The organism is Streptomyces sp. Edi2, assembly GCF_040253635.1.
Taxonomy (GTDB): domain Bacteria; phylum Actinomycetota; class Actinomycetes; order Streptomycetales; family Streptomycetaceae; genus Streptomyces.
On sequence record NZ_JBEJGX010000003.1, the window covers coordinates 7399798 to 7411487 of the forward strand.

The 11690-nt window shown below is 70.9% G+C and carries 10 protein-coding genes; 9 read left to right on the forward strand and 1 reads right to left on the reverse strand.

The window, feature by feature from the left end; genetic code table 11:
- Window positions 1-73: 73 nt before the first annotated feature.
- The 3 genes from ABR737_RS35845 (at window position 74) to ABR737_RS35855 (ending at window position 3009) form a co-directional block, all read left to right on the forward strand.
- Window positions 74-1060, forward strand: coding sequence for a TauD/TfdA family dioxygenase (locus ABR737_RS35845; protein ID WP_350255262.1), 987 nt, complete (start codon window positions 74-76; stop codon window positions 1058-1060).
- Between the two features lie 153 nt (window positions 1061-1213).
- The gene (locus ABR737_RS35850) at window positions 1214-2197 is read left to right on the forward strand and encodes an ATP-binding cassette domain-containing protein (RefSeq protein WP_350255264.1); all 984 of its coding nucleotides are present in this window, start codon (window positions 1214-1216) and stop codon (window positions 2195-2197) included.
- On the forward strand, window positions 2194-3009 hold the full coding sequence (locus ABR737_RS35855; protein WP_350255265.1) for an ABC transporter permease: 816 nt from the start codon (window positions 2194-2196) through the stop codon (window positions 3007-3009). Before ABR737_RS35850 ends, ABR737_RS35855 begins: the two co-directional genes overlap by 4 nt.
- A gap of 116 nt (window positions 3010-3125) precedes the next feature.
- Here ABR737_RS35855 and ABR737_RS35860 read toward each other — a convergent pair whose 3' ends face one another.
- Window positions 3126-3470, reverse strand: coding sequence for a hypothetical protein (locus ABR737_RS35860; RefSeq protein ID WP_350255266.1), 345 nt, complete (start codon window positions 3468-3470; stop codon window positions 3126-3128).
- A gap of 356 nt (window positions 3471-3826) precedes the next feature.
- Here ABR737_RS35860 and ABR737_RS35865 point away from each other — a divergent pair, with 356 nt between their 5' ends.
- The 6 genes from ABR737_RS35865 (at window position 3827) to ABR737_RS35890 (ending at window position 11680) form a co-directional block, all read left to right on the forward strand.
- Complete coding sequence (locus ABR737_RS35865; RefSeq protein ID WP_350255268.1) at window positions 3827-4510, forward strand: DUF998 domain-containing protein; 684 nt, start codon at window positions 3827-3829, stop codon at window positions 4508-4510.
- A gap of 553 nt (window positions 4511-5063) precedes the next feature.
- Window positions 5064-5408: a hypothetical protein gene (locus ABR737_RS35870; protein ID WP_350255269.1), complete on the forward strand. Its 345-nt coding sequence runs from the start codon at window positions 5064-5066 to the stop codon at window positions 5406-5408.
- Window positions 5409-5576: 168 nt separating this feature from the next.
- A complete protein-coding gene (locus tag ABR737_RS35875; RefSeq protein ID WP_350255270.1) occupies window positions 5577-6578 on the forward strand; it encodes an alpha/beta hydrolase in 1002 nt (333 codons plus the stop codon).
- The gene (locus ABR737_RS35880) at window positions 6571-7962 is read left to right on the forward strand and encodes an acyltransferase family protein (protein ID WP_350255271.1); all 1392 of its coding nucleotides are present in this window, start codon (window positions 6571-6573) and stop codon (window positions 7960-7962) included. Before ABR737_RS35875 ends, ABR737_RS35880 begins: the two co-directional genes overlap by 8 nt.
- A gap of 50 nt (window positions 7963-8012) precedes the next feature.
- Window positions 8013-8714, forward strand: a complete 702-nt coding sequence (locus tag ABR737_RS35885; RefSeq protein WP_350255273.1) for a class I SAM-dependent methyltransferase — start codon at window positions 8013-8015, stop codon at window positions 8712-8714.
- 497 nt (window positions 8715-9211) lie between these two features.
- Complete coding sequence (locus ABR737_RS35890; protein WP_350255274.1) at window positions 9212-11680, forward strand: AfsR/SARP family transcriptional regulator; 2469 nt, start codon at window positions 9212-9214, stop codon at window positions 11678-11680.
- The last annotated feature ends 10 nt before the right edge of the window (window positions 11681-11690 follow it).

The following is an 11690-nucleotide window of genomic DNA, read 5'->3' on the forward strand; positions in this document are numbered from 1 at the left end:
GCGCCGCCGCCGGCCCGTGACGGCAGCCGTCAGGGCCCGTACACCTACACGTTCCACCAGAAGGTGAAGCTCGATGACTGTGGTACTGGAGACCGGCGCACAGGCGACGGTCGTGACGATAGCGGGCGACGACGCCACGCAGACCGATGTGGTCGCCCGACGGTTGCACCGGGCCGCGGACGGCAAGGTCGACAGCCACGAGTGGGTCGACGCCGCCCGCCGGGAGTGGAACGAGCTCCCCGCCGGGCTGCGCGCGCCACTGGGCGAGTTCCGCAGGGACTCCGGCCCCAGCGGTGTCCTGCTGGTCCGCGGCCTGCCCGTGGGCGGCGCGACGCTGCCTGCCACCCCGTCCACCGCCCACTCGGTGCAGCAGGAGGCCAGCATCTCCGCGGCGGTGCTGATGATGGTCGCCTGCGGCCTCGGCGACCCCGCCGCGTTCCGCCCGGAGAAGACCGGCGCGCTGGTCCAGGACGTGGTTCCGGTCCCCGGCAAGGAGGACTTCCAGGGCAACGCCGGCTCGGTCCTGCTGACCTTCCACACCGAGAACGCCTTCCACCCGCACCGGCCCGACTACGTCATGCTGCTGTGCCTGCGCGCCGACCACGAAAGGGTCGCCGGCCTGCGCACCGCGGGCATCCGCGCGGCACTGCCGCTGCTGAGCGACCAGACCCAAGAGGTCCTGCGCAGCGCGGAGTTCCGTACCGCCCCGCCGCCCTCCTTCGGCGGTTCGGGCGGCGTCCCCACCGAGCCGCGGCCGGTCCTGAGCGGCGCGCCCGACGATCCCGACCTGTGCATCGACTTCGCCGCCACCGAGCCGCTCACCCCGCGAGCGGCCGACGCGATGGCCGAGCTCCAGGACGCGTTCGACCGGACCTCCCTGAGCACCGTGCTCGCCCCCGGCGACCTGGCGATCGTCGACAACCGCATCACCACGCACGGCCGTTCGGCCTTCATCCCGCGCTACGACGGCAAGGACCGCTGGCTGCAGCGCACCTTCGTCGTCAACGACCTGCGCCGCTCCCGCGGCATGCGGGTGCAGGACGGCTACGTCCTCGACTGAGCAGCCGCCCGGCACCGCCCGGCGCTGTTTTTCGCCGCCGCCCGGCACCGTCCGCCGCTGTCCGGCACCACCCGGCACTGCCCGCGGCCGTCCGCCGCGAGCGGCCGGCGCCGGGCGGCCGGCGCGAACCACTACGGAAAGAACCAGGACCTCATGACTCCTGCCCTCCTCATCGAGGATCTGGCCAAGAGCTACGGCGGCAATCCGGTGGTCAGGGGGGTGAGCCTCGAGGTACCCGCCGGCCACGTGCTCGGACTGCTCGGCCCCAACGGCGCGGGCAAGACCACGACGGTCAAAATGGTCTCCACCCTGATCAAGCCCGACAGCGGGCGGGCCCTGGTGTGCGGCTACGACGTGGTGCGCCAGGCCCGCGAGGTCCGCGCACTGATCGGGCTCACCGGCCAGTACGCCTCGGTGGACGAGGACATCTCCGGCCGGGAGAACCTTTACGTCATCTCCCGGCTGTTCAACCTCCCCCGCCGCACCGCCAGGGCGCGGGCCGACGAGATGCTGGAGCGCTTCGGCCTCACCGAAGCCGGTGCGCGGCCGGTCGGCGGCTACTCCGGCGGAATGCGCCGCCGCCTCGACCTGGCCGCCAGCCTGGTGGGCGAGCCCCGGGTGCTGTGCCTGGACGAGCCGACCACCGGACTCGACCCGCACAGCCGCAACGCCCTGTGGGCCGAGGTGCGCCGGCTGGCCGGCCAGGGCACCACCGTGCTGCTCACCACCCAGTACATGGAGGAGGCCGAGGCGCTGGCCGACTCGCTGGTCGTCATCGACCGTGGCCGGGTCATCGCCCGCGGCAGGACCGAGGAGCTGCGCTCGCGTCTGGGCGGCCAGGTGCTGTGCGTCCGGCCCGAGCAGGTGAGGGACGCGGCCGCGCTGCGGCGGGCCCTGGAGGTCCAAGGGCACCCCACCACCGCGCCCGACGAGGAGACCGGGCAGATTCAGCTGCCCCTGTCCGGCGACGGCGCCCAGCTGAGTGAGGTCGTCCGGACGGTCGGGCAGACCGGCATCCCGCTCGCCGGGCTGACGGTGCACATGCCCAGCCTGGACGAGGTATTCCTGACGCTGACCGGGGCCGACCGGGCCCCGCAGGCGCAGGCCGGAGCACTGTCGGCGAGGAGCGCGGCATGAGTTCACCGACCATGGCGCCGGGCGCCGCGACACGGACCTCCCAGGGGCGGGGAGTGCGCCCGCTGGTGCGTCACTCGCTGGCGCTCAGCCGCCGCAATCTGCGCAAGGCGGCGGCCAGCCCGGGCCAGATCATCGACGCCACCCTGATGCCGGTGACGCTGTCGCTGGTCTTCATCTACGGCTTCGGCGGCGCGATCGCCGGGGACAGCGCGCAGTACCGGCAGTACCTGATGCCCGGCATCATGGCGCTGACCCTCACCACCACCTGCCGTACCTCGGGCATCGCCCTCAACATGGACTTCGCCAGCGGGGTGATGGACCGCTACCGGTCGATGCCGGTGGCCCGTTCGGCGGTGCTCATCGGCCGTATCCTCGCCGACGCGGTCCGCGTCCTGGCCGGTCTGCTGATGGTGCTGGCCTTCGGGTTCCTCATCGGCTTCCGGGTGCACACCTCCGTCGCCGCCACGGTCGCGGCAGTCGGGGTGCTGCTGCTGTACGGGGTCGCCCTGTGCCTGCTGCAGGCGTTCATCGGCCTGGCAGCACGGGGGATGGAGACCGTCCAGAGCGTGAGCACGCTGGCGATGGTGCCACTGCAGTTCGGCAGTTCCATCTTCGTCGCCCCGGACACCATGCCGTCCTGGCTCCGGGTCTTCGTCGAGAACAACCCGATGACCATGGTCGTGGACGCCGCCCGCAATCTGATGGTCGGCGGCCCGGTCGCCCACTCGGCGATGATGGCCGTGGCATGGAGCGTCGGATTCATCGCGGTGTTCACGCCCCTGTGCGTGGCGAAGTACCGTACACGCGCCTGACGATGACGCTGCGGCAGCAACGCCGTTGGCAGTGGTGCTGCGATGCTGATGACCTTCCGGCAAGGGCCGGCGGGCGGGAGCTGGTATCCCTCCCGCCGGCCCTTGCCGGTGGCGTCTCAGATCGCCTGGACGCTGCGGATGTAGAAGAGCATGCCCCAGCTCTCGCTGGCCCGGTACGTCGCGCCCGGCTCGACCACGGCGTCCGCCGTGCCCTTGCAGTCGGTGCCGACGAAGACCTTGACCTTGCGGTCGGTCTTGTTGGTGACCAGGAGCCGGCCGTCGTTGTACCCGTTGGAGACGTTGTAGCACTTGCCGTTCTCCGGGTTGGAGACGTTCCGTTCGCCCTGGTACATGTGGACGTCTATGACGCCGGTGGCAGCCTGGGCGGGGCCGGTGCCGGCGAGCAGGGCGACCGCGGAAAAGGCAGCGAGGACGGGAGCGCGGTGACGGGTCTTGCGCATGGGTTTTCCCTTCGGCGGATCGGTCTCGGCTGATGAGTCTCGGCTGAGCGCTCGGGAATCCGAGCCGTCCGCCACCGTAGCCAGAGCCGTTATTCCCGCGTTATTTCGCGATTGTCGCCAAGTTGTCTGTCCCACTGGGACGGGAGTGCCTGCACCGTACCTTCGGGCCCTCCGGCGCGCCTCCCTCGAAATAGCCAGTACCGGCCCCCCTTCCGGGGGCTCCGAATTCCCCCGTAGCAGCGATGCGCAGGAGCACCGTCGCCTGAGAACGTTCACGACAGAAAAGTTCCCGAGCCGGCGCCTGAAAGGCCATGATGAAAACGAGATCCGCGTCGCACTCCGAATTCCGCACCTCCGTGATCACAAGGATCGGCGCCGCGGCATGGATTGTTGCCGTCGTGCAGTTCGTCGTCGTGCAGTTGGCCGTGGAGTCAGGCTGGCGCACTCCCTACAGCTGGGCGGAGAACAACATCAGCGATCTCGGCAATGTCAGCTGCCGGATGTGGGATGACTCCCGGCCTCGGTATGTGTGCTCGCCGCTGCACGAGGCCATGAACGCCGGCTTCGCCGTCCACGGTGGTCTACTGCTCGCCGGCATGCTGCTGACCGGACCCTGCTGGGGCCGCGGTGGGATATCGGCAAGTTCCCGCATTCTGCTGGCCGTCGGTGCCGTTGGGTGGATTGTGGTCGGCCTTGTTCCCGCAGACGTCGACGAGAACCTTCATGTCGGGGGCGCGCTTCTCATCATGGGGCTGGGAAATCTCGGGCTCCTCCTCGCCGGATTTTCCTCCCGAGATTCCCTCTTCGGCAGGCGGCGAAGCGTAACCCTCTCCCTGGCTGTCGCCGCGGTGCTTGCGGCATGGATGTTCTTCGGTCAGCACGATCCCGGAATCGGGCTGGGCAGCCTGGAACGTATCGCCGCCTGCGCGCTGGACGCGTGGAGCGTCGTCATGGCCCTTGCCATACTCCGTGCCCGCCGGCCGGACAACTCGGGCGGGATAACGACCCTTCGAAGCCATCACGCGCCGCGCTATGGGTGACGACGCGTTGGGGGGCGTGCACTGAAGAGGCCATCTCGTGGCGCTGGGACAGGTGCTTGTCGGTCGTGGTGGGTGGAGCGTGGAGCTGTTGGTGCCCGATGAGCTGTGGGAGTGGCCGGCCGGGGGCCGGGGAGGACGTCTCTCGCGAGGGAACCAAGGGGGCGGCTTGCGGGCTCTCCTCCCATGAGCCACACCTACGTTGGGGGACCGAGGAATGAGTTCACGTACGGGCGACAGCCCTTTACTCCGGCGCATGGCGGTTGCCGTAACGGTGGCCGTGGGATGCGTGGCGGTATCGGCGTGCGGCCCGGACGGCATACCAGCCTCCGGCGGCGCACCGACCTCCGACGGCACACGCACATCAAGCCCGGCCGGCGAACGTCCCACAGCCTTACCCGACTTCAGGAAGGCCTATGAGGCGGGGTACGCGGCAGGTCAAAAGCTCTATGGCGCGGGCGGCAAAGGCGCTGCGGTACGCGAGGTGGTGGGGGGTGGCTGTGCTCGTCGCGCCCTTGAGGCGGGAGCCGAGGCCGAACGGGACCGTGGGGCCTGGGTGAACGGCTGCCATGACGGGATCGGCGACGCCCCGCGGCACCCCCCGGCCCATCCCCTCACCAAGCGGGAGTCGAACCCGCGGCTCCTCAAAGACTTCCGCGCGTGGGCCCGGCCCGAGGGTGATGCAGCGACCGCCCGTCATGCCGGCCGCGTCTTCACCGTCGAACTCACCGGCCACGACTATGACGTGGAAGTCTCCACCGACTACAACTCGCGAGCTGAGGCCGCAGAGTTCGCCGCCGCCTTCGTGGAGTGGTGGGACGCCGACGACGGGCCCGCGGTGGCGAGGAACCTCGTCATTCTCGACGCCCGCGACCATCGCCTCGCCACCAAGCGCCTGTGAAGACGGAAGACCGCACATCACGGCCTCGGACCCATCAGATGTCCCCTAAGGGCGGCCCCCGTCATACTTGAGAGCTACCCGGGCAGTGAGCTCTTGAGGGTGACGCGCGAAGCGGGCGCGGGAAATAGCGTCTTTCCTGTCATCGAAGTGAGCAGGAAGGCGGGTCTCGTGCGAGCATCCGTGGTGCGCCGTGCGTTCGCGGTCTGCGTGGCCGCCGGTGCGATGGTCTTCTCCGTCGCCGCGGCTTCTGGTTCGGCGGCCAACGCCATGCCCGCCCCGCCGCGGCTGCCCGCCGTCCAGGCGGACACCCTGGCCGAGCGGTACCAGGCCAACCACGACTTCATCGTGCGGTCCGAGCGCGCCGCGCGCCGGATGGGCGACACCTCCAGGGCGGGCCATCTGGCCGGACTCGCCGCGCACGGACGGACGTTCCTCTCCTTCGCCACCCGTGATGACGGCCTGGCCGTGGAGGTGCTGGGCGACCTGGCGCATGCGGACCGTGTGGTCGTGGTGGTGCCCGGTTCGGACACCACCATCGACACCTTCGACGAGCTCGGTACCCGCCAGGCCGCACTGGCCGGCGGGGCCCGTGCGGTGCGGGCGGAGATGCGCCGGCTCGCCCCGGACACCGATGTCGCGGTGGTGGCCTGGCTCGGCTACCACGCGCCGCGCACCCTCAGCCGTGATGTGGTCACCACCGCCCGCGCCCGGGCCGGCGGCAACCAACTGCGCACGTTCGTCACCGAGTTGAAGAGGGTCAATCCGGCCGCTCCGGTCACCCTCCTGTGCCACTCCTATGGCTCGGCGGTCTGCGGCAGTGCCGTCGCGAGCCCGACGGACGCGGCCGCCCCGATGGACAACCTCGCCGGGATCGCCGTCGTCGGCAGCCCCGGTATGGGCCTTCGGTCCGTCTCCGATGTCGCCGTGCGGGTGCCGGTGTGGGCGGGCCGGGGTGCGCAGGACTGGATCGCCGGTGTGCCGCACACCAGCGTCAGCGTCCCCGGCGCCACGATCGGGTTCGGTACGGACCCGGTCAGCCGCACCTTCGGGGCCCGCGCGTTCGACGCGGGCCGCGGCGGCCACAGCGACTACTTCAAGCCCGGCGGCCTCGCCGTGCGCAACCTCGCGATGATCGGCCTCGGCCGTGGTGCGGCGGTGTCCCATGGCTGATCTTCAGACGCGCTCCGAGGCGAGCCCGGTCCGTCCGGCGCGGCCGGCCGCCGACGCCAAGCCGGTCACCGACGCCAAGCCGGCCACCGACCCCGCTCGTGCGGCCCCCGTCCGTACGGCCCCCGCCCATACGACACCAGCCCGTACAGCCCTCGACCGGCTGCACGCGGCGGTCCTGCGGATCGACGCGGCCACCCCGGACGGACGGGACCGGGCGCTCGACGTCCTGCGGGTCCTGGCGGTGACCGGTGTGGTGCTGGGGCACTGGCTGGTCAGCGCGGTGGTGCTGCGCGCGGACGGGCATCTGCTGGGGGACAGCCCGCTGGCCCATATGCCCGGGCTTACCCCGCTGTCGTGGGTACTCCAGACGTTGGCGGTCTTCTTCCTCGTCGGCGGGCGGGTCGCGGCCCAGGGCTACGACTCCGCGAGGGCGCGCGGTGTCGGCTACGGCGCGTGGCTGCGGCAGCGGCTGCGCCGGCTGGCCGGACCGGTGGGTGCCTTGCTGGGGATGTGGCTTCTGGTGCTGGCCGGCCTGGTCGTGGCCGACACCGCCCACGAGACGATCCACACGCTGCTCAACCTGGTGCTGTCCCCCCTGTGGTTCCTGCTGGTCTTCGCCCTGCTGACGGCCCTCACGCCGCTGGTGCGCCGGGCGGGCGTGACGGCGGCGGTCCTGGGCGGCGGCTATGTGGCGGTGACGGACGGCGCCCGGATGGTGTTCGGCGACGCCGGCTGGGTCGACACGGCCCGTCAGGGCAACGTCCTCGCGGGCTGGTTGGTGCCCTTCGCCCTGGGCGCGGCCTGGGCCGCGGGCGGATTCGCCCGGCGACGGTACGCCGTGGTGCTGCTGGCCGCCGGCGCCGTGAGTACGGCAGGGCTGATCCTGTGGTGCGGCTACCCCGCGAGCATGGTGGGCGTCCCCGGCTCGCAGCTCTCCAATCTCAACCCCGTCACCCTGGCCGCCGTCACCTTCGGGCTCGCCCAGTGCGGTGCCGCGGTGCTGCTGTGCGGTCCGCTGCGGCGCCTGGTGGGCCGGCCGCCTGCCGGCTCGACACGTGCCCTGCCGGGGAAGGAACTGCGGGCCTGCCCGGGGCAATTCGCCTGGGCAGGAGTGACCGTGATAAACCTTTCGGCGATCACGATCTTTCTCTGGCATCAGACGGCCATGCTCACGGTCACGGTGACCTCCCTCGGAACGGGGCGGCCGTTGTTCGGATTGCACACCAATCCCGATCACCCGCTGTGGGCGCCGGCCCGTATCGGCTGGGTACCGGTATTCGCGATCGTGCTCGTGGTGCTGTGCATCGCCTTCCGTGAGGCGGAGAACATGTCCCGGACCGGGCGCGGGCGTACCGCTCGCAAGCCGTCGGGCCGGCCCGTCTGAACGTCACGGAAGCGGCTGGAGCGGCCCTTCCGGTATTCCTTGGAGGAGCAATGGAAGCACTCTCTCTCGATTCGCTGCGCACGCTGTACACCAAATACGAGGCCGACTTGAGGAAGGTCAAGGACGCCCAGCGCAGTCTCCTGAGGGAGCGCGGCAAGGCCATGAAGGCCCAGCTGGATGACGTGGAGGCGGAGATCTCCTACATGCGTCTGCGGGAGCTGCGGCCCGCGAAGGTGGTGGAGATCGGTACCTTCTACGGCTGGTCCACCATCTGGCAGCTGAGCGCGCTGCGCGACAACGGCACCGGACACCTGTACTCGTTCGACATCGTGGACCACGTGGTGCGCAACGTGCCGGGCGAACTGACCGGCCAGTGGACCTTCACCAAGGGCGATGTCCGCGAGAACCTGGACAGCATTCCGCAGGATGTCGACTACCTCTTCATCGACGCCGACCACGGTGCGCGCTTTGCCCGCTGGTACATAGAGAACCTTTTCCCGGCCGTGCCCGGCGGCACGCCCACCAGCGTGCACGACGTCTACCACGGCCGTCGCCCCAAGCCCTTCAGTGAGGGTTCCGTCATCGTCAAGTGGCTGGCCGACAACAACGTGGAGTTCTTCACGCCGTCCCCGGCCAAGTCCCCGGCGGAGTACGCGGAGATAGCCGAGATCAAGAAGGGGCTCGGGCTGGACGAGCCGGTGCGCGACAGCCGCCACAACCCCATGATCTTCTTCGATCTGCCCAGCCTGTAACCCTGGCCCGAAACCCCGGGCTGTAACCCTGGCCCGAAATCGTGGCCTGTAGCCCTGGCCTGAAACCCCCGGTCCACCTCCCTGCGGCGCCCATCCCCCGCGCCCCGCGCCGCCCGTGCGGCGCGGGGCGGGGCGCCGCCCTCTTGGGAGGCGTGGCGAGAGTTCACGCCACTACGGGCACACCGCGGGCGGAAAGCATCAAGAAAGAGTCAACCTACGGTCGGATCCGGACAGATATGCCGCGCACCGCAACCCTCCCATACCGCCGCCCCGAAGCTGACCGGTGGCGATCCGCACGGTGACGACCACTACGTACCCAGCGGAATGTTCATTCCGTTTTACCCGCTTAAAGAGGGGATCAGCGAAACATTTCGGCCAGTCCCGCGATCTTGGCGAAGATTCTGCTCTAGGGTGACTCGGCCGTACGTTCGGTGCGGCAGGAGGCATGGGGGTATGCCGTGGGGGAGCGGTCACAGGGTGACTGGGTTGCGTTTACCTTGCTGGGGTCGCTGTCGGCGAGAGCCGGCGACGAGGCCGTCATCATCGGAGGGCCCCGGCAGCGGATCATCGTTGCCGCACTGGCGCTGGCCTGGGGGCGGGTGGTCTCCGTCGATGCGCTGATCGACGCGGTCTGGGGCGATGAACCACCGGCCTCGGCACGCACTCAAGTCGCCATCTGTGTGGGCGCCTTGCGCAAGGCATTCAAGGCCGCCGGGCGGCAGGCCCCGGTGATCGTGACCGCCCACCCCGGATACCGCCTGAACACCGAGTGCAGCTCCCTCGATGTCCGCGAGTTCGAGAAGCTGGTGGCCGAGGCGGGGGACAGAGCCCGCAAAGGCTTCCTGGAGGACGCCAGCCGGCTCTGCAAACAGGCCCTGGACCTCTGGAGCGGCCGGCCGCTGAGCGGTGTGGGCGGGCAGCTCGCGGAGGACGCGGAGACGCGCCTGGAGGCCAAGCGGCTGGCGGCGTACGAAGTATGGACCGGCGTCGAACTCGAGCTGGGACGGCACCAGGAACTCATCCCGGTGCTGTCCGCCGTGGTGAACGACTACCCCCAGCACGAACAGTTCCGGCACAACCTGATGCTGGCCCAGTTCCGCTCCGGGCGGCGGGTCGAGGCCGCCGAGGGCTTCCGCGCCTGGCGGAACGAGCTCGTCGAGGAGCTGGGCCTGGAGCCGAGCTTGTCGATCCAGCAGCTGCACCACGCCATCCTCCGCGACGAGCCCGGAGCGGACCGCGCCGAGGAGAGCGAGCGCCCGCCGGCGGCCCCGGCCGCCCGCACCGTACCGGCCGAACTCCCGCCGGACGTGCCCTCCTTCATCGGCCGGGAGGCGGAGCTGCGACGGCTGGACGCCCTGCTGGCCGGCGACACCCTCGGGACGGTGCCGCCCACCGGCTTCGTCACCGGCATGGCCGGCGTCGGCAAGACCAGCCTCGTGGTGCACTGGGCACACCGCGTCGCCGACCGCTTCCCCGACGGGCAGCTCCATGTGGACGTCTCCCAGCACGACCGGGGGAAGGGTCCTGACACCGCTCACGCGCTGCTCGGGCGCCTGTTGCGGGCCCTGGGCGTGCCCGGCGGGCAGATCCCCGACGATCCCTGGGAACGGATCTCGCTCCACCGCAGCATCCTCGCCGACCGCCGCGTCCTGGTGCTGCTGGACAACGTCCGCACCGTCGACCAGGTCCAGTCGCTGCTGCCCGGCAGCGGCCGCAGCTGTGTGGTGGTGACCAGCAGGGAGCAACAGGAGCACATGGCGGCGCTCCACGGCATGGTGCATATCGCCCTCGGCCTGCTGTCCGCCCGGCAGGCGTCCGTACTGGTCCGGCGGATCGCGGGCGAGGGCCGCGAGGCCACCGACCTCGCGGCGGTGGACACCCTGTGCGCCCTGTGCGACGGACTGCCCCTGGCGCTGCGGATCGCCGCCACCCGCCTGGCCGCCAAGCCGCACTGGTCCGTCCGCCACCTGGTCGACCGCCTCGCCGAGGAGCCGCGGCGGCTGGACGAACTCTGCGCGGGCGGCCTGGAGATGCGCTCCGCCTTCGCCGCCGCCTACCGCGCCCTGCCCGTGGACCTGGCCCGGATGTTCCGCAGGCTGTCCCTGCTGGAGGTGCCGGACTTCGCCGCCTGGGTCGGCGGCGCCCTGCTCGATCTGCCCACCGCCGAGGCCGAAAAGCTCATCGAGCAGCTGGTCGATGTCAACCTGCTCACCGTCGTCGGTATCGACGGCGCCGGCGCCGTCCGCTACGGCTTCCACAGCCTGCTGAAGCTGTACGCGCGGGAGCGGGCGGGCGCGGAGGAGCCGGAGCGGGAGCGGCGGGCGGCCCGCGAGCGTGCCTGGCAGGGCTGGCTCACCCTCGCCGGGGAGGCGCACCGCCGGGAGTTCGGCGACAACTTCACCATGCTGCTCGGCAGCACCCCGCGCCGCCCCCTCGAACCGGACCTGGCCGGAAGGCTGCTGGAGTCCCCGCTCGCCTGGTTCGACGCCGAGCGGGCCTCGGTGGTCGCCGTGGTCCGGCAGCTCTCCCGGCTCGGCGAGGATGAACTCGCCTGGGAAATGGTGATGTCCACCGCGGCACTCTTCGAGGCCCGCAACGCCTGCGACGACTGGCGGGCGGTCACCGAGAGCGCGCTGGTGGCCGTGCGGCGGGCCGGGAACCGCCGCGGAGAGGCGGCCATGACCCTGGAGCTGGCCTCGGTGGAGATGCGCCGGCACCGCTACGACCGCGCCAGGGACCTGCTCGGGACCGCGCTGCGCCTCTTCACCGACCTCGGCGAGACCTATGGCCGGGCGCTGGCGCTGTGCGGGATGGCCGCCCTCGACCGGGTCGGGGACGACCTGCTTCCCGCGGTGGGCCGTCCCGGGCAGCCGGCTGCCGCGCTCGGCGCGGGGGAGGCCCGCGTGGCCGCCGGGCTGGTCGACAATGCTTCCGCCCTGCTGTTCCAGTCCCTGGCGATCGCCTGACGGGCCGGCG